Annotated in this window: 23 protein-coding genes; 5 read left to right on the plus strand and 18 right to left on the minus strand. The window is 37.3% G+C overall.

The genetic code is table 11. The features are described 5' to 3' along the window. The 6 genes from ABH902_RS11495 to ABH902_RS11520 form a co-directional block, all read right to left on the minus strand. The coding region (locus ABH902_RS11495) for a DUF916 and DUF3324 domain-containing protein (protein WP_404590860.1) at window positions 1-1,049 on the minus strand (1,049 nt) is incomplete at its 3' end. A gap of 72 nt (window positions 1,050-1,121) precedes the next feature. Beyond that, entirely contained in the window at window positions 1,122-1,946 is an 825-nt protein-coding gene (locus ABH902_RS11500; RefSeq protein WP_404590861.1) for a WxL domain-containing protein, read from the minus strand. Window positions 1,947-1,983: 37 nt separating this feature from the next. Next, window positions 1,984-2,823, minus strand: a complete 840-nt coding sequence (locus ABH902_RS11505; RefSeq protein WP_404590862.1) for a WxL domain-containing protein — start codon at window positions 2,821-2,823, stop codon at window positions 1,984-1,986. After that, on the minus strand, window positions 2,820-3,149 hold the full coding sequence (locus ABH902_RS11510; RefSeq protein WP_404590863.1) for an LPXTG cell wall anchor domain-containing protein: 330 nt from the start codon (window positions 3,147-3,149) through the stop codon (window positions 2,820-2,822). The genes ABH902_RS11505 and ABH902_RS11510 overlap by 4 nt, the downstream gene beginning before the upstream one ends. Before the next feature lie 158 nt (window positions 3,150-3,307). Continuing rightward, complete coding sequence (locus ABH902_RS11515) at window positions 3,308-4,009, minus strand: winged helix-turn-helix domain-containing protein (RefSeq protein WP_404590864.1); 702 nt, start codon at window positions 4,007-4,009, stop codon at window positions 3,308-3,310. A gap of 159 nt (window positions 4,010-4,168) precedes the next feature. Beyond that, window positions 4,169-5,287 (minus strand): tyrosine-type recombinase/integrase, encoded by a 1,119-nt coding sequence (locus ABH902_RS11520; protein ID WP_404590865.1) that lies wholly within the window; start codon window positions 5,285-5,287, stop codon window positions 4,169-4,171. A 373-nt stretch (window positions 5,288-5,660) separates the two neighbouring features. On the opposite strand from ABH902_RS11520, the gene ABH902_RS11525 reads away from it, so the two are divergent. Both ABH902_RS11525 and ABH902_RS11530 read left to right on the plus strand, forming a co-directional pair. Beyond that, the gene (locus tag ABH902_RS11525) at window positions 5,661-6,419 is read left to right on the plus strand and encodes a LytR/AlgR family response regulator transcription factor (RefSeq protein ID WP_404590866.1); all 759 of its coding nucleotides are present in this window, start codon (window positions 5,661-5,663) and stop codon (window positions 6,417-6,419) included. 780 nt (window positions 6,420-7,199) lie between these two features. Beyond that, window positions 7,200-7,805 carry a GHKL domain-containing protein gene (locus ABH902_RS11530; RefSeq protein ID WP_404590867.1) on the plus strand — a complete coding sequence of 202 codons (606 nt, stop codon included), beginning with the start codon at window positions 7,200-7,202 and terminating at the stop codon, window positions 7,803-7,805. 161 nt (window positions 7,806-7,966) lie between these two features. Here the strand turns inward: ABH902_RS11530 and ABH902_RS11535 are convergent, their stop codons facing one another. From ABH902_RS11535 to lepA, 4 genes are all read right to left on the minus strand, one after another. Then, entirely contained in the window at window positions 7,967-8,368 is a 402-nt protein-coding gene (locus ABH902_RS11535; RefSeq protein WP_404590869.1) for a MerR family transcriptional regulator, read from the minus strand. A 17-nt stretch (window positions 8,369-8,385) separates the two neighbouring features. After that, window positions 8,386-9,219 (minus strand): SDR family oxidoreductase, encoded by an 834-nt coding sequence (locus tag ABH902_RS11540; protein ID WP_404590871.1) that lies wholly within the window; start codon window positions 9,217-9,219, stop codon window positions 8,386-8,388. A 670-nt stretch (window positions 9,220-9,889) separates the two neighbouring features. Continuing rightward, the gene (locus tag ABH902_RS11545) at window positions 9,890-10,183 is read right to left on the minus strand and encodes a hypothetical protein (protein ID WP_404590873.1); all 294 of its coding nucleotides are present in this window, start codon (window positions 10,181-10,183) and stop codon (window positions 9,890-9,892) included. Between the two features lie 943 nt (window positions 10,184-11,126). Beyond that, window positions 11,127-12,962 carry a translation elongation factor 4 gene (gene lepA / locus ABH902_RS11550; RefSeq protein WP_404590875.1) on the minus strand — a complete coding sequence of 612 codons (1,836 nt, stop codon included), beginning with the start codon at window positions 12,960-12,962 and terminating at the stop codon, window positions 11,127-11,129. 263 nt (window positions 12,963-13,225) lie between these two features. On the opposite strand from lepA, the gene eis reads away from it, so the two are divergent. From eis to ABH902_RS11565, 3 genes are read left to right on the plus strand one after another with little or no spacing between them, the layout of a single operon-like run. Next, a complete protein-coding gene (eis, locus tag ABH902_RS11555) occupies window positions 13,226-14,446 on the plus strand; it encodes an enhanced intracellular survival protein Eis (protein ID WP_404590877.1) in 1,221 nt (406 codons plus the stop codon). A gap of 46 nt (window positions 14,447-14,492) precedes the next feature. Then, window positions 14,493-14,990 (plus strand): nucleoside 2-deoxyribosyltransferase, encoded by a 498-nt coding sequence (locus tag ABH902_RS11560; protein WP_404590879.1) that lies wholly within the window; start codon window positions 14,493-14,495, stop codon window positions 14,988-14,990. Continuing rightward, window positions 14,987-15,664, plus strand: coding sequence for a hypothetical protein (locus ABH902_RS11565; RefSeq protein WP_404590881.1), 678 nt, complete (start codon window positions 14,987-14,989; stop codon window positions 15,662-15,664). The genes ABH902_RS11560 and ABH902_RS11565 overlap by 4 nt, the downstream gene beginning before the upstream one ends. A gap of 84 nt (window positions 15,665-15,748) precedes the next feature. Here ABH902_RS11565 and ABH902_RS11570 read toward each other — a convergent pair whose 3' ends face one another. The 8 genes from ABH902_RS11570 to mutM form a co-directional block, all read right to left on the minus strand. Next, window positions 15,749-16,153: an organic hydroperoxide resistance protein gene (locus ABH902_RS11570; protein ID WP_404590883.1), complete on the minus strand. Its 405-nt coding sequence runs from the start codon at window positions 16,151-16,153 to the stop codon at window positions 15,749-15,751. 160 nt (window positions 16,154-16,313) lie between these two features. Next, on the minus strand, window positions 16,314-16,754 hold the full coding sequence (locus tag ABH902_RS11575) for a MarR family winged helix-turn-helix transcriptional regulator (protein ID WP_404590885.1): 441 nt from the start codon (window positions 16,752-16,754) through the stop codon (window positions 16,314-16,316). Between the two features lie 196 nt (window positions 16,755-16,950). Beyond that, window positions 16,951-19,551: an ATP-dependent chaperone ClpB gene (gene clpB, locus ABH902_RS11580; protein WP_404590887.1), complete on the minus strand. Its 2,601-nt coding sequence runs from the start codon at window positions 19,549-19,551 to the stop codon at window positions 16,951-16,953. Window positions 19,552-19,865: 314 nt separating this feature from the next. Beyond that, window positions 19,866-20,795 (minus strand): primosomal protein DnaI, encoded by a 930-nt coding sequence (gene dnaI, locus ABH902_RS11585; protein ID WP_404590889.1) that lies wholly within the window; start codon window positions 20,793-20,795, stop codon window positions 19,866-19,868. Next, on the minus strand, window positions 20,795-22,195 hold the full coding sequence (locus ABH902_RS11590; RefSeq protein WP_404590891.1) for a replication initiation and membrane attachment family protein: 1,401 nt from the start codon (window positions 22,193-22,195) through the stop codon (window positions 20,795-20,797). Before ABH902_RS11590 ends, dnaI begins: the two co-directional genes overlap by 1 nt. A gap of 20 nt (window positions 22,196-22,215) precedes the next feature. Further along, entirely contained in the window at window positions 22,216-22,686 is a 471-nt protein-coding gene (gene nrdR, locus ABH902_RS11595) for a transcriptional regulator NrdR (protein ID WP_154775411.1), read from the minus strand. A gap of 227 nt (window positions 22,687-22,913) precedes the next feature. After that, a complete protein-coding gene (gene coaE, locus ABH902_RS11600; protein ID WP_404590893.1) occupies window positions 22,914-23,516 on the minus strand; it encodes a dephospho-CoA kinase in 603 nt (200 codons plus the stop codon). 3 nt (window positions 23,517-23,519) lie between these two features. Then, entirely contained in the window at window positions 23,520-24,356 is an 837-nt protein-coding gene (gene mutM / locus ABH902_RS11605) for a DNA-formamidopyrimidine glycosylase (protein ID WP_404590895.1), read from the minus strand. Window positions 24,357-24,421: the final 65 nt, after the last annotated feature.

A 24,421-nucleotide genomic window follows, 5' to 3' on the forward strand; every position in this document is an offset into this window, starting at 1 on the left:
TCTTGACGGCGCCGTTTTTTCCTTTTTTTCGCTAAAACAACCAATAAAATAATCAGTAAAATCACAAGGACTAAAATGACCGCAGCACCAATAATAATATACAGTAGATAATCTTTTTCCAGATCTACCGCTTTGTCATTCAGTTCTCGCGCTTCTTTGGCGCTAATGACAAATTCCTGTTTGAATTCCCAGGTTTGACCGGTTTTCTCCGACTTGGCTTTGACCTTGGCAACATATGTCCCGGCTGTAAACGGTTGGTTTTCCCAACTGACCGGTACATTGTAATTCGTGTTCGGCGCCACCCGATAACCTTTGACTTTGTTTTCGTGCAGCGGTGCATCATCGCCTTTTTTACTGATCGTTGCTTCATAAGAAACCTCATTAATAATAGTCGGCGTTGGATTTTGTAAATTGATCTTGACTGTATTTCGACCCGCGATTTGAGTGGCAAAAACCTTTTTTATCGCTAAATCTGACTTCGGCATATCGTCTGATTCCCGTAGCTGAATTGCCACTGAATAGGCGAAATTATTGACAATATTAAAGCCTTTCCTCGCATTCTCCGTTTGCTCGTCAGCGCTTTTAGCACTGGTCACACGAATCGCTCCAAGAATGACGCCTTCAAACGGTTCACTAGGGATTGCCAACTTGATTTTGGTGATTGTGCTACCTTTTGCCGGAATACTGACCGTTTGTTCAGAAGTTGCAATACTTGAAAGTGGATATTTCATAGACGGATCTTTGTTGCTTTCATTGTCCGTGTAGATGAAGGACCCACCATCTCCTGTATAGGCAGGATTGATTGCCACGTTCACCGTTGTATCCTTATCCCCTTGATTATTTAGTTGAAATGATAATTCTTGCTTCTCATTCGGGCTCACTTTTAAATCATAGTAGCCAACATTTTTGTCTATTTGGTTCTCCGGTAAAATAGCTTTGACCGAAATGGGAATTTCTGCTCCGTAAGCGCTGGTAAAAGGAGTCAAGGTTATACAAAACACGAAAAAAAGCAGTATTTGCCAAAAAATAGATCGTTTTAATACACTCATCACTTATTCCTTTCTAACTAAGTGGCAAAAAGCTCCCCTTGCAGGAACTTTCTACCAACAAACCACTAAGTTTTACGGTTCTACCGTTAATGTCCAAGTTAATTTAGCATTATAAGCTTTGGCTTGTACCCCATCATTTTGAGGAACGTTTAGTTTTACATCATCATTTTTCGCCGTTGTTGCCGGTGAAGTAGATGTACCAAAATCTGCTGCATTATAATCTTTTTTAAAGACAACGGTACTGATAGTTCCGTTCGTCGTTGCAGCATCAGTTTTTGCAGCTTTTGAGGTTAAAACAGCAATGGCTCCAGTTGTTTCTTCTCCTTTTACTGGGATCTTTGCGGAAGAGCTACTGGGAATTGAGAGTCCAGTTACCACATCTGCTACGTTTGTTGCATGGACATTATTGGTCAACGTTTGATTATAAATATTGATACGCGAGTTTTTTAGTGAATGTCCGCCCGCTTCTTTAAATAATGCATCTTGTTCCACAGTCACGTTCCATTTTGTTCCTTGAACACCGGAAACATCGCCGACTTGGACAAAGTGAGGAATTGCGAATTTTTCTGTTTCCCCTTTTTTAGTGTAGCTTTCATAAATCGCTTGATAATCTTGCGTATTCACACTTGTTTCATTAGCACCAAAGTCAAAATCCGGCACATGAATCATTTGAATATTAGCTACTTTAATCGGGTCAGTATTCCCACCTTCTACATCAATTTTTTCATCCGTACCTGGTTTAATCGCATCAATGTCCGTGGTTTGCGGTGAAAAACTTGCGCGTCCATCTGTTTTAACTGAATCCTTTTGCGGTGCTGCTGCTACCGGTATTGAAAAGCTAGTTACCGCCAACGTTGTCAAACTTAGACCTAAAATACTCTTTACTGATTTTTTCATTGTTCTCCTCCTTTTTTGTAAAACCATTCCTGCACTTTTATGGCTCAACAGTTAATGTCCAAGTTAAGCTTGCTTTATACGCCTTTGCTTGTACTTGATCACTTGCTGGTACATTCAATTTAATTCCTTCATAACGACTTGCAGCAGCTGTTTTCGTTGCATCATAATTTGCAGCATCATAATTATTTTCAAAAACGGCTGATGTATAAGAGTTCAAGGTAAATCCTGCTGTTTTGTTTTCCAGAACGACTAAATCACTTTGATTTTGTGCTGCTACTGGAATTTCAGAATAAGCGCCAAAGGCATCGGATTGACCCAGTGCTACTCCAACGATTTTACTTGCTAAATCTGCTGAAGAATTTGTTGTGTTGGTCAACGTATTTCCATAGATACGAATCCGTGTATTTGCTAACTCGTGTGGTGTTGTATCTGCCGTTTTGAAGACTTTGTCCTGTTTCACACTTAGTTTCCACTTGGTCGCGCTATTTCCTGATAAGTCTGCGACCTGCACAGAATGAGGCATATAAAAGGCCTCTGCGCCTTGATTTTTCGTTCTTTCCTCTGTTAAGGCTTTGTATTCCGTTGTTTTTAAGTCTGTTTTATTACTGCCGAAGCTAATATTTGGCAAATGCGTTACATAAACATTATTGGCATCTGGCAGTGGCGCAGGATCACCTTTTTCATCAGTATCTGGATCAAGCGCTTCAGGTTCATCGGGGCCTTCTTCTGGCTTTGCCGGATCTGGACGATCTCCGGCTGTAAAGGTCGCATCTGCCTGCGTAGTTCCTGTAGCATCATCAGCTAAAGCCACAGGTGCTGCAATATTACTTAACAATACGCTGCTCAATAATAAACTTGCACATAATTTCTTTTTCATTTGTTTCTCCTACTTTCTATTTTCCTTTTTACTTGAACAACGAAACCAATCATGAAAATAAGCGTTATTCCTATTATCATCAAATAAAGACCTCGTTGTTCCCCTGTACTGGGTAATACTCCTTTAGGAAATACTTTTCCAATTGGGTCGTCCTTTTCAGGAACATTTGGATTCGGCTCATCCTTTTTGGATTCTTGTCTTTTTGGTCCTTGAGTGAAAGTAACTTCTGCTTGCGTTTGTCCAGAGGGATGATCTGCGTAAGATACTACTGGAGTAAATAGCAATAGAAAACACACATAAATCCCATACAAATATATTTTTTTCATAGCTGCCTCCCCTCTTACTTTTAGTATTTGCTTGTAGTTGACATTTTTAAGATCCTGCAAATATAACCTCACTGTCAAACAGTTCTTTCACATAAAAGGGCTATGTTTCATCTCAAAGGGTGCCAGCGTAATAACTCACCTCCTCTCCATGTGTTATGTTAAGCGGTCAACGTTAACATATAGCCTCTAGAACGAATTGTTTTGATTAGATTTAATTCGCCACGATTAACCTGGGCGATTTTAGCTCGAATCTTGCAAATAATATTGGCTACTCGATTCTGTCCCAACACAAAATCAGCCTGCGCACCAGCCTCTAATAATGTCTGCGCCAACATTTCATACGTACATACTTCTTCTTTATTTTCATAGAGCGTTTTTACTAACCGGTATTCCAGTTTAGTCAACTGAACCTCTTTTCCATTTTCAATAATAATGCTCAATTTTGAATCCTTCAGTTCAAGGGGTGATTCTCCTCTTTGATTTGCATTAGAACTAATATATGTAAATTTCGAATCAATCTTAATGATATAATTACGAATAAGCATTGCCACTTCATTTATTCGTTCTGGTTTTGTGACGATTCCATTTACACCCAACTGTAAAAGAATGTCTCTTTCTTTTTCACTGCATTGAGGAAAAAAAATCCAGATCGGTGTTTTCAAATGTTCTTGAGCAAAAATGACCCACTCTTGTACTTGGCGAAATTTCATCTGATCACCGCCTAAAATAACGAGGCTTTCAATAGAAACCCGTTCTTTCTTATCTTCAATAGCCCGTACCTCATAACCATTTGATTTTAATAATGTACATATCGTTGAATGACTTTCAGATTCTGTCGAAACTATTCCAATTTTATACATCTACAACCACTCCCCTGTCTTATGTTGATACCGAAAATCTTGTTAAGCAAATCAATTGTATTTTTTCGTAAATTATATACATTTACGATAAATAGCCAAAACACAGGATTAAACAGCTCCAACTCCTTTCCTTCGACCATTTGAATGACGGCTTTTCTTTTAAAATGAATGATTAAACATTCTATCCAGCTTGGTCATTGCCATTCGTCTGGTTTCTAATAATGAACCTGTATAGGTATCTAACGTCATTTTTGTTGACTGATGTCCTAAAATTTTACTCAAACTCACAATATCCACGCCTTTTTCAATGCAACGCGTAGCAAATGTATGCCGCAATACATGAAAATTCGTATCTGGCAGGCCAGCTTCTTTTAGTGTTTTTTTAAACCGATACGTAATAATTCTTGGCTCGGTGATACTGCACGTTTTAGAAACAACATAAATGGATGAAGTCCTTTGACTATATTGTTTCAAGTATTCCTTCAAATTTTTAGCAAGTGGAATTTCACGATTGGAATGCTTAGATTTCGGTGATCCTTCAATTAACTTCGTTTTCGCATCATAAGAATTTTCTGCAACAATTCGCGACACAGTCCGTCTAACTTGAATTAAATTATTTTGAAAATCGATGTCTGACCATTTCAACCCGCTAATCTCTCCGACTCTCAATCCTGAGTAAAGGGATAAAATAATTGGTGAGCACCATTCTTCTTTTAAGGCTGCTACTTCAAGCTTTCTTTGTTGCTGCACCGTTAACACACGAATCTCCTTTTTAATACTCTTTGGCAAGGTTGCCGAATAACACGGATTTTCAGCTATGAATCCCTGTACCTTGGCTGCATTTAAACATTTTTTTAAAATTGAAAAAATATTATAAATTGTTCTTGGTGAGAGCCCCTGTTCTTGCAGAGAAACGACAAAATTTTGAATAACGCTAATTGTCATTTTCTTCAATTCATAATCTCCTAGAAATGGTAAAATATATTTTTTGATCATACGATAATAGCTGGAATAGGTGGTTGGTTTTACTTCATTTTTCACCTTAGATGTAAACCAAAAACTTAACCATTCTGAAAATGTACCGGCATAAGGATTTATTTTTTGCACGGGTTCTATATGTTTTGCTTTTAATACGATTAATTTTTGTTTTGTTTCACTGTATGTTTTTCCATAAACAGAACCATAAATAATTTTATTTTCAGAGGTTCGTCCTTTAATATACCTGCCCTCCCAACGTGAATCCTTTCTTTTATAAATATTTTCACCCTTCTTTGTCACAATAGTTATCTCCCTTCTTTTAAATAATATTGACAATTAAAATGACGGCTTATGTCCGAAAAACCTCTTTTTAATTGTTAGAATATCGTTAGTTTATTATAAAAAACGATACTTATTTGAGAAGTATTGACATTTTAGTCAAATGATAATAAAATTAACCCATGTGTTTGACAATTCACTAATTATTTTTACATTCTTAATTGTATATAATTTACGAAATCTAATTTATGTTTTTATTTAAACTTCTTATTATTTAAGAAGTTTTTTTATATATTCATATCTAGATGATATAATAATGATAACTTTATTTATTTTTATTTATATGTACTTTCGGGATGGTTTTTAGACCATTGGGAAGATTGGGGGTTTTATAATGGAATTAATTCGGGTATTCATTATTGAAGATTTATTTACTCATCGTTCCTTATTAACGAGAGCTGTCAAAAATATTGGTCTGCCTAACTTGTCTTTTGAGGATTTGCCTATTGAGGATTACATTGGCTTTTATGAGGAAATTGACCATTTGATCATTCGAGACACAGATATTTTTATTATTGATTTAGATTTAAAGTCTTTTTATAACGGGATCGATTATGCTAAAAAAATTCGAAAATATAATTTATATAGCGGCATTATTTTTTTAACGGCTGATGATCAGCAAGGTATTAATGTGATTAATCAACGGATTCACGCCACAAGCTATTTAGTAAAAGATGTTTTTGATATTGCGACAATTGAAAGTACACTAGGTGAAGCAATTTTGGCGATTCGAGAGCTTCACGAAAAAATTTATGTGGAGCATAATGACCAGTATCTATTTGTACAAACAGAAGGCAAATATCTTAAAATTCGGCTCTCTAGTGTTCTTTATTTTGAAACAATTAAAACAATGAAGGGTTATTTACATTTAAAAACATTGTCTCATGATGTAATTATTAGAGGAACGATTTCAGAAATGAGAACCAAATTGGAAAATATCCATTTTTTTATTACAAATTTACGATCTTTAATTATTAATTTACATACGGTAGAAACGATTAATCCTTCTGAAGGACAGATTATTTTTTGTAATGACGAACAGCTTTTTGTTGGCAGAAAGGTGTTGAAAAAGGTGAAAGTCCATATCTATTAATGATTACGACTACTTGTTAATAAGCAGATGAGTTTGAAACTACTAGGGGGAGTTATGTTTTTTTTGGAGTGTTTTAAAGAGGTTGGGATCTCTGTATTATTTATTATTAACTTATTTACTATTGACTTATTTATTATTCACTTTTATATGTTTAAAACGATTTTGAAGGAGTATAAAGCCTTTCTATTATTGTGTTTATCTAATTTTTTCAGATTGATGATTATATTATTATTATATAATTATTTCCCACTGACCTTTAGGGAAATTTACTTAATCATAATGTTTTGCAGTCCTTTTATATGGGCAACAGAGTTTTTACTCTTATTCAAATTGACCAAAAACTATTTTCCACCGCTTATGATTATTGCTACGAACTTAGTTATGCTGCAATTATCTTTTACATTTTTGGACTTATTTGTTTTCTTTAAAGATACGGCTTCAAATTTATATTTCAATGTAGTCGCCTATTCGCAGCCAGTCCTATTAAGTTTATTATTATTTTTACATCATAAATTCAATTCAAAGTTCAAAATCTTATTTCATTTACTTCATTTAAGAAAAAAATATAAGCTTTATTCACTCATTGGTTTTGGTAGTTTTTCCATTGTTTTTGGCTATCACATGCTATCTGAGCATTCAAAGGAAAATTTTAATATATATGTATATACCTCTTTGCTTACTTACATCTCGCTGATTTTTCTTTATATGCTGTTGAATATAACGCTTCGACAACGACAAGAAAACAATCAGCTACGTATGCAAGCACAAAAAGCATTTCGTATGAATGAACAACTAACTTTGGCGCAAGAATTTCGGCACGATTATAAAGCGATTCTAATCAGTCTTTCAGAGTCACTGGCTCAAGAAAATCTCCAAGCCGCCAAACAACAGTTAAACGATATTATTGACTATTCTAAGCCAGTAATAGAATCCTTTTACGGAGAGCAGCTTGCAAAAATGCAGCTGCCGACCATTCAATTCCTACTGTATGATTTTTTACAGAGATGTGAAGAACATGGCATTCAGACTAAAGTAAGCATCAATAAGGAAATTACGGATGTCGCTATGAACATAATCGACTTATCCCGGTGTATTTCTATACTATGTAACAATTCCTTTGAAGCCGTTATGAATTCCCCAGCAGCTTCGATTGAACTTTTGATTAGTCACTCGGAAAATCAGTTCACCTTTTCCATAAAAAACACTGTAACAGAGCCTGTAAATTTAATGGCTGCCATGAAAAAAGGGATGACAACAAAGAAAATGCATCAAGGCTATGGACTGTTTATCTTTGTAAAAACGCTTAGTAAATATTCAAATACTCACTATTTTTTTGACAATGAAAAGGATTATTTTACCGCTTCCTTCTCTATTTTACACAAATAAAAAAGCACCTTCACTTTGTAGTGATCAAAAAAAGAAAGTGATTTTAGAGAATACAAAGCTCTTATTTGATACTTACATTGGTTCATTCATTCCATTCCGATCTTATAAATAAAAATAGACTAACAACTATTTAAACAATAAATCAGCTGTTAGTCTATTTTTTATTCGTTAAATGCAGCGTTCATTTTTTTGATCATTGCGGTTGTTTTTGGGAGCAAATCCTCGTAATAATCCTTGATTTTTAAATCGATCATGGACTGGCGCTGTTTTAAAGCAAAAATTTTCTCTGAAATCCGTTCACGCTCTTCTTCCAACAAATTTTTGCGGGCTTCAATCGTGGTGTCGCCAATATTAGCTAAACGGACATATTCGATGATCATTTCCAAGGTCATTCCGGAGGCTTTCAATTTTAAGATAGATTCGATCCACTCTAAATGAACCTCGCTGTAGGTCCGAACCCCATATTCTGTTCTGGGGACTGCTGGTATGACTCCGATTCGTTCATAATAACGAAGAGTATCTGCTGAAAGACCTACACGCTCCGACATCTCTTTAATTATCATTTTATAACCTCTTTTTCTTAAAAATCAACTGATCGTGACAAGTCTTGATATTTTTCAGTCATTTCAATTTTTTCCTTCGCTTTTTCTATCGCAACCTCATACCCGTCGCTTCCCACCATTAACTCTAGTGGTGGTTCGTCCATTGCAACAATTGTTTGATATAATTCTGCCACCTTTTCCGGATCTCCCGCTTGATTTCCATTCATTGCAGCTACAAACTCTAAACGTTCCTCAACATAGCTACGATAAGGATCACTAATTGTTTTGGACATACTATATGAGGTTTCTGTAAGAAATTCTGTTCGTAAAAAGCCGGGTGCAGCATTGATGACATGGATACCAAACGGCTTCATTTCTTCTGCCAAGGCTTGCGTGATTCCATTAATGGCAAACTTTGTTCCTGAATAAGCACTTTCAAAGGCACCTGAACGTAATCCTGCTATTGATGAGGTATTGATAATATAGCCGGATCGCTGTTCTCTCATGACCGGGATGACTGCTCGCAACATATTTAGTGTACCAAATACATTGACATCAAAACAAGCGCGCACTTCAGCATCCGCCAAATCTTCAACAGCACCTGCTACCATGTATCCTGCATTGTTTACCAATACATCGATCCGCCCAAATTTCTCAAGTGCTAAATGAACAACCTCAGCAACTGCTTTTTCGTCCATTAGATCTAGACTAACAGGTAAAAAATCTGTGCTTTCAGCACCAACTTTTTGCATCAACGACTCTTTCGTTCGACTTGTCGTAACCACTTGATGACCATTTTCCAATAATGATTTTGTTAGAATTAATCCTAGTCCTTTTGAACCGCCTGTGATAAGCCATACCTTTTTATTCATTTTTCGTATACTTCCCTTCTTTTTCTGCTTTGTCGATCGCTCAACAAGGAAAGTATAGACCTTGGAGCCACGTCCAAGGCAAGCATCTTTTTCACTTTTCTTAAAAATTAAATTTGAGATTAGCGTGATTAGAATCATTCTAGCAGCTTAACTCCCATTTTTTAATTATATTTAGTGCTGGAATGCTACATTTTTTCTACTTCTGATAAACAATTTTGATATAAGAAAATTAAACTTTTATTTAGATCTTTATAAAAGATCAAAAATATTTAAGTATCTGAAAGCTCGAAAAAATTGTTTTAAAATCCATCGACTTCGATTTTTAACTGAACAAAGATTTTTTTATAGGTGTCTGAACACAACCACTAATATACCTAATAGAATCAATCCAAGTAATTTGGCACTGTTGATCTTCATTTATTACCTTATTTATTCACGCTAAAAACTTCAGACGTGAGATATTCTTCTGAAGTTTCAAGTAATAGTAGTTCCTGTTTAAATAATTTTTTAGGAGGATATATAATAGCTACAGTTAGCAGCCAGGCTTATCCTACACAGATGCATTCGAATCAATCAACAAAACACCTAGATCTTATACAGCGAGTGCAAAAAATCTAGGTGTTTTGTATACTTCGAGAAATTTTCTCAAAAACAGCTGTTTCGCTCATGCTTATAGTAAATTTCTTTTCTCCATTTCTGCACGATATAATTCATAGACAGCATCGCTTTGCTTTGCATGGCTTCGGTAAAAGATACCGTAAGAGAAAATCGCTTGAAAAGTGCTTCCTTGATTTGCTCGTGCCACAGCTTGATACAAATTTGCCAGCTGCTGATCAGACATTTTTCCGCTTTTGATACGTTTGGCAACTGCTTTTTGTGAAAGGGTAAATAAAATCGTTGTAAACAATTGATAAACCAGCCAAATAGCTAGAATAACCAAAATGAATTTCATTAAATCAAGCATAACTTTTCAACTCCTTATAAAAAGTAAATCATTGAAACTATTTTATGTCAATAATAATGTAATGGAAAATTTTACGGCCCGAACAAGTTATTTACTCTTAAAAAAGTCGGCTATAAATTTGCACTTTGTTCTTTACTCAATAGACAGAAGCCTCTCTTGTGTTTAACAGGTCTACTCAAGTTAAATCAGTAGGAGGACTTACTTAAAAAGATAATTTCTGACCCTTTTTAAAGTAAGGCACCTTCAATATCTTTTTGTTCTATTTAATGCTGATTTCTCTAGTCAGAGAAATATACTTTTTAGCATTTAGATTGGGGATTACATCAAGTATATTTTTTTATAAACTATCCTTCCAGAGTAATAGGTGCACTAGTGATATACACGGTATACTCCTTCAGAACTATTATTTAATTTGGAGTATCATAATATTTCACTAAAATGCTCTATATTATAAAGACATTTTTATTAAAAAAAATTAAGCCCGATGAATATTTTGAATTATTATTCGGAAAAATATTTCTTTTTCTCTAACCAAATTACTATTTTTATCAATAACAAGTTTTTTTCACATTTTAATTAATATAATTAATTAAAACTAAGCAAAGAAAGTTATTATACCGTTTTCATATTTTACAATCATAATTTGAGAAGTCTAAAAATGTTTTTGCTAACGCTTTTTTCATTTAACTGCTTACATTAGCCGTACTTTTTTTAGTAATTCCGCTTCAATTTTTATTTAAGGTATGAAAAAAAGCACCTCCTTATGAGATGCTTTCATCATACTGCTGACGGTTAAAAACCTTCAGAGAAACTATTCCGTTTTCGTTAATTTTAACATTGCCGTGACAACCGTATGACAGTTTAAACTTTTTTGAACGACTAAATCACACTTTTTCCGCCACACGAAAAGATTGATTTAATAGGCTTTTCAATTTGAAACAAGCTATTTCTTCGGTTCGTCTTCATCCATTTTCAAAACGGCCATGAAGGCTTCCTGTGGTACTTCTACTGAACCGATTTGTTTCATGCGTTTTTTACCTTCTTTTTGTTTTTCCAGCAACTTACGTTTACGGGAAACATCTCCGCCGTAGCATTTTGCCAAAACGTTTTTCCGCAAGGCTTTAATATCGGAACGTGCCACGATTTTTTGGCCGATTGCCGCTTGAATCGGCACTTCAAATTGTTGTCTTGGAATCAGCTTTTTCAGCTTTTCAACAATCGCTTTACCACGCTCAAAGGCAAAGTCACGATGGACGATAAAGCTTAAGGCATCGACTTTTTCCGCATTCAATAAAATATCCATTTTCACTAAGCGGCTGGTCTTATAGCCGGTCATTTCATAATCTAATGAGGCATAGCCCTTAGTTCCTGATTTTAATTTATCGAAAAAGTCATAGACAATTTCAGAAAGTGGAATTTCATATACTACGTTAACCCGATAATCATCCAGATAATCCATCGTAATAAAATCACCACGTTTTCGCTGAGATAATTCCATCACAGCCCCAACGTATTCATTTGGCACCATAATTTGAGCTTTAACATAAGGCTCCTCTACAGAATCAATCGTTACTGGTTCCGGAAATTCTGCCGGATTATCAACGACTACTTGTGTTCCATCCGTCTTATTGACATGATAAATAACAGACGGCGCCGTTGTAATCAGCTCTAAATTAAACTCTCGTTCCAGACGCTCTTGAATAACATCCATGTGCAGTAAACCTAAGAAGCCACAACGAAAACCAAAGCCAAGAGCTTGTGAGGTTTCAGGCTCAAACTGTAAGGCTGCATCGTTTAGCTGCAGCTTTTCTAACGCTTCTCTTAAATCATTATAGCGTGAGGTATCAATTGGATACAAACCGCAATAAACCATAGGATTCATTTTCCGATAGCCAGGCAAAGCTTCAGTAGCCGGATTTTCTGCTAAGGTCACCGTATCCCCCACACGTGTATCCTGCACTGTTTTAATACTAGCAGTAATATAGCCGACATCTCCTACCATCAAATAATCTCTAGGAAGCGCCTTTGGTGAAAAGACACCGACTTCAGTTACGTCAAAGGTTTTGCCGTTGCTCATCAGCTGAATCTTATCTCCCGGACGGACTACACCGTCCATCACACGAATGTTCAGAACTACTCCGCGGTAGCTGTCATAAACAGAATCGAAAATCAACGCTTTTAACGGCGCATTCAAATCCCCTGAAGGAGCAGGCACATATTCCACCACCTGCTCTAAAATATCCTCAATCCCAATCCCAGCTTTCGCGCTTGCCAGAACAGCTTCGCTGGCATCCAATCCAATAACCTCTTCAATTTCAGTCCGCACCCGTTCAGGATCAGCAGCAGGTAAATCAATTTTGTTAATTACCGGTAAAATTTCTAAATCGTTGTCCAAAGCTAGATAAACATTCGCCAAGGTCTGGGCTTCAATCCCTTGCGCTGCATCCACAACCAGCACCGCACCCTCACAAGCCGCTAGACTGCGGGAAACCTCATAGGTAAAATCGACATGCCCCGGTGTATCAATTAAATGGAAAATATAGGTTTCACCATCTTTAGCCGTATAGCTTAACTCAATGGCATTTAGTTTAATGGTAATCCCGCGTTCTCTTTCCAAATCCATGGAATCCAGCAGTTGATCCTGCATTTCACGACTGCTTACGGTATTGGTTTTTTCAAGAATTCGATCCGCTAAGGTAGATTTTCCGTGGTCAATATGAGCGATAATGGAAAAATTACGAATCTTTTCCTGTCGCTGTTTCATTTCATTTATATTCATTGGTTATCCTCATTTCTTCGATAAAAAGCTAGGTAAGCGGATTTTCCAACAAAATAAAAAAAACGCCCCCTGCTCCGATCATTTTCAATCAGCACTTCCCATTATAACAAGATTTAAGGAAGATTTAAAGAACTTTCCTGTTTGCTTGTCACAGGTATTTCATCCTTCTCTTATTTGGTTTTCTTTGGTTTGATACGCAATTACTCTAATTATTTGCAATTTTTTGTTATACTTAAGTTATTAATGTAATTGGAGATGGAAAAATGGACCAAAAAGAGTTCAGAGAAAATTTAGAATTAAAGGTTGTTGATGAAAAATATGTCGATCAGTTCAATGAACTGCTAAGTTATGTCTTTCAGTTTACAGAAGCTGATTTAGAAGAAAGTGGCTATGAAAGCAAAAAGGAATTGATTAAATCAAAGCAGCCGATTTTAGAACAATCCAAAGTATTTGGCTGGTTTCATGAAGATAAGCTGATTTCACAAATTGCCATTTATCCTTGTGAAGTGAACATTCACGGAATGTTATTTAAAATGGGTGGCGTAACCGGTGTTGGTACTTATCCAGAATACGCCAATCATGGGTTAATGCAGGATTTAATTCATTTAGCACTGAAGAATATGCGCAAGGACAAGCAGTGGATTTCTTATCTTTATCCCTACAGCATTCCTTATTATCGCCGTAAAGGCTGGGAAATCATGTCGGACAAGCTTACCTTCCGGATTCGTGATACGCAGCTGCCGAAGCAGGTTGACGTGCCGGGTATGGTGGAACGTGTAAGTGTGGATCATGCAGACGTATTCACCGTTTACGCGAAATTCGCCCGTCAAAATCATGGTGCACTCATTCGCAGTGCCTTTAACTGGGAAGAATATTGGCGCTTTGAAAATGAGGAAGAGCGCACGGCTGCGGTTTACTATGGCGCTAATCAGGAACCTTTAGGAGTGTTATTTTACTGGGTTGCTGAAGAGGTTTTTCACGTGAAAGAAATGTTTTATCTCAATCAGGAAGCCCGCAACGGACTATGGAACTTTATTTCTGCTCACTTTTCAATGATTTATTGGGTTCAAGGTGATATCTACAAAAATGAACCGCTGGCGTTTTTACTGGATGACAGCCAGATTAAAGAAACGATTGAGCCTTATTTTATGGCTAGAATCGTAGACGTGAAGGAAATCTTGTTGGCTTATCCTTATAGCAGCACCGCCAAACCGTTTCACTTTATAGTGACGGATCCGATCGCTGAATGGAACAATGGTGTTTTCAGTTTAATTTGGGATGAAGAGGATCAGGTTTCTATTTCGAATGAGCCACTGGGCCAGCCAGTAAAACTGGATATTCAGACCTTAACCTGTCTGTTGATGAACTATCGCAGACCGACTTACCTTAATCGAATTGAGCGACTTGAAACGGATAAAGAAACGTTGAAATCGTTGGAAAGAATTTTGCCGGATCAGGAAGCTTATTTTAGCGATTACTTTTGATTGAATGCCCCTTTATAATGAACAAAGTCACTGGAGGAAAATGACAATGAAACTATATTTTGCAGGACCAATGTTTGCGAAAGCAGATTTACTTTATAATGACTACTTGGTGAAAAAAATCCGTGCGCTGGACGACTCCTTTGTTGTCTATCTGCCACAGGAAAATGCGTCCATCAACGACAAAGCAGCCTATGCAGACAGTAAAATGATTGCTTTGGCGGATACAGAAAAAGTGTTGGAAAGTGACCTGTTGGTTGCCGTATTAGACGGATTAACGATTGATCCGGGTGTCGCTTCTGAAATTGGGATTGCTTATGCAAAAGGCATTCCAATTATTGGTTTATATACCGATACACGCCAGCAAGGCGGCGATAATCAGAAAAAATTAGCCGCTTTATCCGAAACTGCCGAAAATCAGTTTCATTATTTAAACTTATATACGGTTGGTTTAGTCAAGCTGAACGGTACGATCACCAACAATGAGGAAAGCTTCTTGGAAAAAATTCAACAACAGAAAAAATCATCGTCTGGAGGTGCTTTATGAAATTAGACTTTGAAGATCGGCAGGAAAAATTGGTCTTTTATGCTTTAGTAATTTTTGGTTTTGCTACCTTAATCGTCAATATAATCAAATCGTTTATCGTGCAGCCGACAAGTCAATATGTACTATTAAGTGCTGAAATGATTGCAGGAATTGCCATTATTTTTGTGCCATTCATTTTTACCCGCTTTACTGGGCTGGTGTTTCCAAAAATGGTGCGGCTTTATTACTGGTTTTTTATTTGGATCGCGGTATTTTTAGGAACAGGTCTGCGGTTAATTATCGTGATTTCGTTTTGGGATAAGATTTTACATGCAGTAAGTCCGATTCTGTTGGTTGCTGTCGGCTATGCAATTATTGGTTATTGTCTACGTGAAACGGATTTTGCCAAAATTAGCCCTTGGTTGTTTATCATAATGGGCTTTGCTTTCGCTGGTTTGTGCGGTGTGTTTTGGGAATTCTGGGAGTTCATTTGTGACTCCATCGGCAACATGAATTTACAGCGCTACATGACAGAAGCTGGTCAGCCCTATATTGGGCGCGCAGCTTTGATGGATACCATGGGTGATTTGCTGACCAATACTATTGGCGCCCTGATTTTGACAGTGTACAGCTTTACGCAGCGGCATAAACCAGATTATTTTAAGGCTTATGCATTTCGAAAAGCGCAAAAATAGAACAAACAAAAAAGAGCGGATGTCAGCCATCCACTCTTTTTTGACTTAGTTGATAAATGAGTTTGTCGCTTCTTGCACTAACGTTTATTCTACTTCCAATTCGACTGAAATATTGCCTTTTGTCGCTTTAGAGTATGGGCAAACTTCATGGGCTTTTTGAACTAACTCTTCTGCTTGTGCTTTTTCTACACCATCAATTGCTACAGAAAGGACTACTCCAACTTGAAAACCAGAAGTTTCATCGCTGAATAGTGAAACCGTTGCCTTCACTGTACTTTTTGCATCAATGCCAGCTTGTTCCATCACAAGCTCTAACGCACTATTAAAACATGAGCTATATGCTGCAGCAAATAATTGTTCTGGATTAGTTTTGTTTTCTTTATGCGGTCCTGGTGATGTCACTTGATAGCTGAAAGACTTATCAGGGGAAAATACCTCACCTTCTCTACCACCTGTATTAATGATTGTTGTTGAATAAATTTTCTTCATGCCTGTTTCCTCCATTCCTTTTTTTATTTTCACTCTAAATATATTGTACACAACCTTTTTTTGTTTGTACAGTTATCTGTTTGTCTTTTTTAACTCTATATGGAAGAACAAAAAAAATAAGCCTCGTTCAAAGAAAACTCGGCTTACCATCTTTTTATATTTAATACGTAATCTCGCTGATTTTTTGACTTAGCTCATTTAACTGCGTAATCAGCTCAAAATATTCCTGTTTCTTAAAATCCAACTGTTTAATACAGCTTTCCACACTATTATAAATCTCCGCTTCCAATAACTTTGCTTTTTCTGAAAGAGAGATAATCACGATTCTTTCATCATCTTCCAGTCGATTGCGCTGAATATAGCCGTTGCTTTCCATTCGTTTCAGCATTGGCGTCAGTGTGCCGGTGTCCAACTGCAGTTTTTGACCAATGTCAGAGATACGCTGATCTGAAAATTCCCATAAAACGAGTAAAACAAGATATTGAGGGTAAGTAAGATTGAAAGGTTTCAAGGCCTTTGCATACATCCGATTAAATTGCTTTGATGCCGTTTGTAAGGAAAAGCATAATTGTTCTTCTAGTCGTCTTTTTTTGTTTTCCATATAATCCCTCTTTTTACAATGATGGTTAATTTGATTCTACACAACTGCTTGCTAACAAGCAACCTTTTTCATGAGTATTTTATTTCAGCGACGACTATTTCACTTATTATGACTTCTTTTTAGTTCATATTCAGAATGCTTATTTCTCTATAATGAAAAAAAAGACAACCAAATCTGGCTGTCTTGTTTTACTCTTCTATTCAGCGATTGCTTCATTTTCAAAGACTAGTTGTCCGTTTAATAGGCTAATCGTCACCTTGGTTTTCGGCATAACTCGTCCGGAAACAATTTCTTTCGCCAATGGTGTTTCGACTTCTTTAGTAATAAAACGTTTCAGCGGTCGTGCACCATAGGCTGGATCATAGCCGCTTTCGGCAATCCAGGTTTTGGCTTCATCAGAAATTACTAACTCGATTTCCTGATGTTCAAGTCGTTTTGCTAATTGGGCCGTCATTTTGTCAATGATGCCCTTTACGTTATCCAGACTAAGCGGTGTAAATAGAATAGTATCGTCAATCCGATTTAGAAATTCTGGTTTAAAATGACCACGTAAAATCGTCATGACTTGTTCCTTCACTGCTTCTGGAATCGTTCCTTCAGCGGTTACACCTTCAAGCAATAATTGAGAACCAATATTGCTAGTCATAATTAGTACCGTATTTTTAAAATCAACCACCCGTCCTTTAGAATCAGTCAATCGTCCATCATCTAAAACTTGTAGAAGAATATTGAAAACATCAGGATGCGCTTTTTCGATTTCATCAAGCAGAACAATCGTATATGGATTTCTGCGAACGGCTTCCGTTAGCTGACCGCCTTCTTCATAGCCAATGTAGCCTGGAGGAGCTCCAACCAAACGGGAAACACTATGTTTTTCCATATATTCACTCATGTCAATCCGCACCATATGCTCTTCTGAATCAAACAAATCCTGAGCTAAGGCTTTCGCTAATTCGGTTTTTCCGACTCCCGTAGGACCTAAGAATAAGAATGAGCCCAGCGGCCGATTTGGATCCTGTAGTCCGGCTCTTGAACGTATAACGGCATCACTGACAGCATCGACTGCTTCATCTTGACCGATCACACGTTTATGCAAAGTTTCGTTCAATTTCATTAATTTTTCCCGTTCGCCTTCAACTAGTTTCGTCACTGGAATCCCTGTTAGACGCCCAACAACTTGAGCAATTTCATTTTCTGTGACAGCTTCCTGTACCATTTTAATACTGTCCTTATCAGTTTTTGCTTCGAGTTGTTTTAACTCCTGCTCTAATTGCGGAATCGTTCCGTGGCGTAACACTGCAGCTCGCTCTAAATCATAGTTATTTTCAGCATCTTCTAGTTCATGCTTCGCCTTATCAATTTCTCCACGCTTATTGCTGACGGCGTTAACTTCTTCTTTTTCCGTTTCCCACTGCATTTTTAAAGCATTGGCTTCTTCGCGCAGATCAGCCAGCTCTTCCTGCAAATTATTCAAGCGTTTTTTGCTGGCATCGTCCGATTCCTTTTTCAGCGCTGCTTCTTCAATTTCAAGCTGCATTAAACGTCTTGTTACTTGATCTAGCTCAGTCGGCATGGAATTCATTTCCACACGAATCGTCGCACTGGCTTCATCGACTAAATCAATGGCTTTATCTGGTAAGAAACGATCTGTTATATAGCGGTCGGACAAAGTTGCCGCTGCTACTAAGGCATTATCGTGAATGTTTACACTGTGGTGAATTTCAAAGCGTTCTTTCAAGCCACGCAAAATACTAATTGTATCTTCAACTGTTGGCTCTTTTACCAGAACCTTTTGGAAACGGCGCTCCAACGCTTTGTCCTTTTCCATGTATTGACGATATTCATCTAATGTTGTGGCACCAATTAAATGCAATTCACCACGAGCCAGCATTGGTTTCAATAAGTTACCGGCATCCATGCTGCCTTCTGTTTTGCCTGCACCGACAATATTGTGAATTTCATCAATGAACAAAATAATTCGTCCATCACTTTTTTTCACTTCTTTTAATACCGCTTTTAGCCGTTCTTCGAACTCACCACGGAATTTCGCTCCGGCGATTAAAGCCCCCATATCCAAGGAGAAAATGGTTTTATCTTTAAGGTTTTCCGGAACGTCTTTTCGGACAATTCGTTGGGCCAAGCCTTCGACGATGGCAGTTTTACCAACACCAGGCTCACCAATTAGAACCGGATTATTTTTTGTTTTACGAGATAAAATGCGAATCACATCACGAATCTCTTCATCCCTACCGATAATCGGGTCTTGCTTCCCACTTTTGACCTGCTGTACCAAATCCACGCCGTATTTTTCCAAGGCTTTATATTGTTCTTCCTGATTTTGAGAAGTCACGCGATCCCCTCCTCTGATTGCTTCAATATTTTTTCGTAATTCCTTTTCATTGATGCCGATACTGGTTAAATATTTGGTTAACCGATAATTTTTCAGTTTCATTAGCGCTAGAATAACGATTTCTGTCGCTAAAAATTCATCTTGAAAAGCTTCTCTTAATTTGTCTGCTTCATTTAATAAGTTAAACAAATTCTGGCTCATAGTTTGACCGTACTGGACATTCCCGCTGACACTAGGATATTCATCCAGCGCTTGATCGACCTCACGTTCAAAGGCTTCTACATCCACACCAGCATCTGTATAAAAATTACGACCAAAGTGATTTGGCTGTAAAAATATTTTCCATAAATGAGCAATGTCAATTTCTTGATGATGTCTTGTAATGGCAATTTGCTGGGCTTCAGCAATCGCCTCTTGTAATGTAGTTGTCATTTTTTCACTATTCATGCTCATACCTCCTAAAAAAGTTGATAGCATTATGCATACTTTGTTTCCACTCGTTATCCTGTTTATCATACTATGAAAAAGCCGTTACAGGCTTCCATCCTACGACTGATTTTTTCAAGGAATAAAGTTTGATCTTTTTTGACCTTATGAATTTATTATATACCATTGGTCAATTAAGGTCAAACAAAAACAACAGATATCTTTAACTATCATGATACAACTTCTGCTATTTTACGCAACTAATTATAACGCTGCTTTGGCTTATTTTAAAAAAAAGGCAGAGACAAAAGTAGCATGTACTTCTGCCTCGACCTTTAGCCGTTTCGACGATCGTTTCCGATCATAATGATTTCTTTAGATAAATAACGAATACGTTCCATAATGCGGCGTGCTTTTAACGGTTCTTCATCTCCGCGCTGACTAACAGTCAAATGGGCTTCTAACTCCTTCATCTTCAAATTAGAAGAGAAAAATGTCGGCAGCTGTTCTTGCATTCTATATTGTAAAATAACACTCAATACATCATCGCGAATCCAGCTGGTCATTGATTCGGCACCAATGTCATCAATCATCAACACCGGTGACTTCTTCACAGCATCCAGCTTTTCACCGACCTGATCTTTGCCTATTGCCTGCTTCATTTCAACCGAAAACGTTGGAAAATGTACAATAGTGGTCGTAAAACCTTTTTCAGCCAAGGCATTAGCAATTGCTCCCAACAAGAAGGATTTGCCTACACCGAACTGACCAACTAAATACAGACCTTTGTGAAATTCCTTCGGTGCAGTCGGATAGTTTTCCAGAAAGTCAGATGCTTCTGATAACGCACGCACTCTGCCTTCAGAGGATAAATCGAAACGATCCAACGTAGCTTCTTTAATATCTTTAGGCATATCCATAGCTTTCACACGCTTACGAATTTCTTCTTCACGCTGCTTCGCAATTAATGCTTCTGTTGGAATATACGTTACGTCAATATAATGAAAGTTCATAGCCAAACGCGGCTCATATCCGGGAGCAATCATCGTGGGATCATTTAATTGGAATTTGCGCTTTTCTTGAACGAATTCATAAAGCTTGGCATAGCTTTTTTGAATATCTTCATCTGTTAATCGTTCTCTGTTTTCAGAAATAAAGGCTTGTACATCACTATCCTGTAGAACTTTTGCCATTAAATCCTGATAACGCTCAGTATAATCCCTATTTTGAATCATTTTCGTAAATTCTTTGCCGACATCTTCCATTATTGATCACCACTCTTCCCTGTTAATTTGTTGATGCGTTCACGTAATTTGGCTTGCTCTTCCTGTGAAAGCGTCTGCTCTTCGCTTGGCTTATCCAGCCAATCCGGCAGTACTTCCTTGCGGGTATTGCGATTACTAAAGGAAGATTTTTTTGGCTGCTGCTTGCTTTTTTCTGAGCGCTCCTTAACGTAAATCATGGCTTCTTCGGGTGCCGTGATTTGTTTACGTGCCCAGTCATTGGCAATTTTATTTAAATGCTCTGATTCTAATACAGGCTTCTTTTCAATGTAGCAAACATAATAAATCAGCATGTTAATCACGCTATTGGGCAATTTGGAATGCTCAATTAAAAAGCGGACGTTGTATTTCTCAATGTTCGTTGGAAAACCGCTGACAGCTTCTTTTAATGCGCTTAAATACTGTTCAGGAGCCAGTCTTTCACAATCCATGATGACTTGAATATCCTTATCAGAAAATCCAGAAAGCTTTTTCAGACTATTGTACCGATAGGTTTGCTGATCGTCTTTTGAAAGAGCAGGATTCACATATAAGCTTGTCGCTTCATTTTGTCTTTTTTTAGGATAATAAACAGCATCAATTTGCTTTTTCAGCTCTTTACCGTCCAGCTCACTCGTGTAATAATCAAAGGACTTGGAAGCAAAATTCACCATCTCCAGCTCATCAATGCCATAGCTTTCGTGAAAAAGGAAAATCATATTTTTCACTGACTTAGAATCCTCCGGTAAACGAATACCCAGCTTGTTTAATTGTTCGGAAAACAACGCCCAGTCGAACGTCGTGGATTCAATCGCTAAAGGCTGCTTGGGTCTGGGATCATCGAAATTCCGCTGAATGTCTGCTAATAATTCAGCTTCTGCAATAATTTGTTCTTCTTTGAAAAGATATACCTCTTTGAAACTTGCCGAAATATTTTCATACCCAGTAAGCTTAAGAAACTTTGGCTTAAAGCAATCCAATAACAAATCAAATTTTCTTTGACCAATTCGATTCAACAAGGTAATACTTAAAATCTCATCTTTGAAGAAACGTTCCGCTGATTCTGGTGCGTTTAAGCGATATACATAGACAGTCCCTAATTGAGGATCGTCTTTAACAAATGTATCTAATAAACCGATGCCTTCCAGCTTTCTTCTGGCAGTTAGCACTTGTGGTAAACTACAATCCAAAAGCATCACCAAATCCGCATGAAGCAATTCTTCACTTTGATTTGTTGCAGGTTTAATTTCCGACAGTAAGGTTAAATATAAGCTAAATGCCGTTGCACCAATGATAGGCTGATATAGTTGGACTACTATTTCTTTTTCTAAATCAGACAGCGGTGAACAGATAATCGCTTTAAATATAGTTTTAGGCAGGATTTCTTTCCAAGTGTCTTTCATGGAAAGACCCCCTTTTTTGTTTAAGATTGTTCATTTTTAGCTTTTTCAACAATATCCTGTAATTCTTTTAAGAACACACTCATATCTTTAAACTGGCGATAGACACTAGCAAAGCGGATATAAGCAATCTCATCCAGATTAACTAAATCTTCCATAACATATTCGCCAATTAGTGTAGACGAAACTTCATTTTCTCCTAAGCTGCGAATACGATTTTCAACATTATCAACAATTTGTTCCATTTGTTCCATAGCAACAGGTCTTTTTTCAGCTGAGCGGATCAGACCACGTAGGATTTTTTCTCTATTAAATTCTTCACGATCACCATTTTTCTTAATAACCAGTAATGGTGTTGCTTCGATTCGTTCAAAAGTAGTAAAACGATAATTACAGTTTTCACACTCTCTCCGCCGACGGATTGCACGTCCATCATCAGCCTGACGACTGTCAATGACGCGTGAATTATTGTGATGACATCTTGGACAACGCATAGTGTTCACCTCTTTTTATCTGATAATTTCATTTTCATACATTTGGATATGTATTCATCGTATGTATTAGTATTATAACATGAAATGCTTCAGAAACCAGACTTAAAGTGTTACTTTTAAAGGAATTTCTTGCAATTGTTTACGATTCATTTAATAACGTTTTTGTTCAATTATTCATTCATTTTTTCAAAGAGAAGAAAGCGATTCTAAACATTTTTATGCAATTTTTAAGCATGATTGAAATGATTAAGCGTCAGCCATTCTTTTACGACATTTTTTGTTTCTTCCTTTGTTCCTTGGTTGTCGAAAACAATCTCAGCCAGCTGTTTCTTTTGTTCGATCGGCCATTGACTGTTGATTCGCTGCTGTGCCTCTTTTGCTGTTAATTGGTCGCGCTGTATCAAGCGCTGCAGCTGAATTTTTTCTGGAACGTAAACAACAGCAACTTGATCAACAAATTGCTCGTAGCCGCCTTCATAAAGTAAGGGGATATCAAGGACTACCAAAGGAGCTTGTTGCTTTTTCTGCTCTAATTCAGCCAAAATCGCTTTACGCAAATAAGGCGACATGATTTTGTTTAGCTGCACCCTTTTCGTAGAATCGTTAAAAATGATTTTACCAAGTTTTTTGCGATTTAAACTTCCCTTAGCATCAATCATTTGAGAGCCGAAAGCAGCGGCAATTTCTTTTAAAGCCGGTTGTCCGGGTTCTACTATTTCTCTTGCGATAAGATCCCCGTCAATAATCGGAAAGCCAGCCTCTTTGAATACTTGGCTGACAGTGCTTTTGCCAGTCGCAATCCCACCGGTCAGACCTAAAACCATGCTCATAACCTATTTCCTCCCTTTTAGGGTTTGACAAGTAGGACAAAAATGCGTCCCTCTTTGAGCCACTTTGATTTTTTGAATAGGTGTGCCACAGCGCGGGCAAGGCTGGTTGGTTTGGCCATAAACATTCAGCATAATTTGAAACTTACCGGCTTCACCCAAGGCATTTAAATAACTGCGAATGGTTGTTCCACCTGCCTCTACTGCGCGGGCAAGCACATCAATAATCGCATAATACAAGGTTTCAACTTCTTTATTTTTTAGTGAATCTGCCGGCTGCTCCGGATGTATTTTAGCTTCCCATAGCGCTTCATCTACGTAGATATTACCTAGTCCCGTCACTAGTCGTTGATCCAGTAGCAGTGGTTTAATCGCCTTATGATGTTTTTTTAGCCCTAAACGAAAGTCAGCTAACTTGAAAGCTGCTGGAATCGGTTCTGGTCCGAGCGCTAAAATCCCTTTGTAATTTTGTCCTTGATCCTTTTCAACTAACACCATACGACCAAATTTCCTTACGTCTAAATAGCGCAGCTGAGTACCATCTGTAAACGTAAAAATAACATGAGTATGCTTCGTGCGCTCGTCATCTTTTTCATGGACTTCATACTTTCCTTCCATTCGCAGATGAGAAATCAAATCAAAGTCTGTCAATTTAAATATTAAAAATTTCCCGCGACGCTCCATTTTCTGAATGGTTTGGCCGATTAGTTGATGTTCGAATAGTTCTATTTCCGGTGTTTCAATAATTTTTGCCCAAAGGACGGTTACCTCTTGTATGGTTTTTCCTACGACTAAACGTTCCAGCCCTTTTCTGACAGTTTCTACTTCCGGTAGTTCAGGCATTTTTTCATCTCCTTAGCAGAAAAAGACTGCTTGAACCACAGAAACATTGCAGCAACTTTTGGTTT

The sequence above is a fragment of the Enterococcus sp. UD-01 genome (assembly GCF_044909655.1).
Classification (GTDB): Bacteria; Bacillota; Bacilli; order Lactobacillales; family Enterococcaceae; genus Enterococcus_L.

Excerpts from the sequence above, each read along its gene's own strand:
- ABH902_RS11500 (WP_404590861.1), bottom strand. The coding sequence starts at position 1,946 with ATGAAAAAATCAGTAAAGAGTATTTTAGGTCTAAGTTTGACAACGTTG.
- ABH902_RS11510 (WP_404590863.1), bottom strand. The coding sequence starts at position 3,149 with ATGAAAAAAATATATTTGTATGGGATTTATGTGTGTTTTCTATTGCTA.
- dnaI (WP_404590889.1), bottom strand. The coding sequence starts at position 20,795 with ATGGAAGATGTCGGCAAAGAATTTACGAAAATGATTCAAAATAGGGAT.
- nrdR (WP_154775411.1), bottom strand. The coding sequence starts at position 22,686 with ATGCGTTGTCCAAGATGTCATCACAATAATTCACGCGTCATTGACAGT.
- ABH902_RS11590 (WP_404590891.1), bottom strand. The coding sequence starts at position 22,195 with ATGAAAGACACTTGGAAAGAAATCCTGCCTAAAACTATATTTAAAGCG.
- ABH902_RS11505 (WP_404590862.1), bottom strand. The coding sequence starts at position 2,823 with ATGAAAAAGAAATTATGTGCAAGTTTATTATTGAGCAGCGTATTGTTA.
- coaE (WP_404590893.1), bottom strand. The coding sequence starts at position 23,516 with ATGAGCATGGTTTTAGGTCTGACCGGTGGGATTGCGACTGGCAAAAGC.
- mutM (WP_404590895.1), bottom strand. The coding sequence starts at position 24,356 with ATGCCTGAACTACCGGAAGTAGAAACTGTCAGAAAAGGGCTGGAACGT.
- ABH902_RS11565 (WP_404590881.1), top strand. The coding sequence starts at position 14,987 with ATGAAATTAGACTTTGAAGATCGGCAGGAAAAATTGGTCTTTTATGCT.
- ABH902_RS11535 (WP_404590869.1), bottom strand. The coding sequence starts at position 8,368 with ATGATAATTAAAGAGATGTCGGAGCGTGTAGGTCTTTCAGCAGATACT.
- lepA (WP_404590875.1), bottom strand. The coding sequence starts at position 12,962 with ATGAATATAAATGAAATGAAACAGCGACAGGAAAAGATTCGTAATTTT.
- ABH902_RS11540 (WP_404590871.1), bottom strand. The coding sequence starts at position 9,219 with ATGAATAAAAAGGTATGGCTTATCACAGGCGGTTCAAAAGGACTAGGA.
- ABH902_RS11525 (WP_404590866.1), top strand. The coding sequence starts at position 5,661 with ATGGAATTAATTCGGGTATTCATTATTGAAGATTTATTTACTCATCGT.
- ABH902_RS11545 (WP_404590873.1), bottom strand. The coding sequence starts at position 10,183 with ATGCTTGATTTAATGAAATTCATTTTGGTTATTCTAGCTATTTGGCTG.
- ABH902_RS11570 (WP_404590883.1), bottom strand. The coding sequence starts at position 16,153 with ATGAAGAAAATTTATTCAACAACAATCATTAATACAGGTGGTAGAGAA.
- clpB (WP_404590887.1), bottom strand. The coding sequence starts at position 19,551 with ATGAATAGTGAAAAAATGACAACTACATTACAAGAGGCGATTGCTGAA.
- ABH902_RS11560 (WP_404590879.1), top strand. The coding sequence starts at position 14,493 with ATGAAACTATATTTTGCAGGACCAATGTTTGCGAAAGCAGATTTACTT.
- ABH902_RS11530 (WP_404590867.1), top strand. The coding sequence starts at position 7,200 with ATGAATGAACAACTAACTTTGGCGCAAGAATTTCGGCACGATTATAAA.
- eis (WP_404590877.1), top strand. The coding sequence starts at position 13,226 with ATGGACCAAAAAGAGTTCAGAGAAAATTTAGAATTAAAGGTTGTTGAT.
- ABH902_RS11575 (WP_404590885.1), bottom strand. The coding sequence starts at position 16,754 with ATGGAAAACAAAAAAAGACGACTAGAAGAACAATTATGCTTTTCCTTA.
- ABH902_RS11515 (WP_404590864.1), bottom strand. The coding sequence starts at position 4,009 with ATGTATAAAATTGGAATAGTTTCGACAGAATCTGAAAGTCATTCAACG.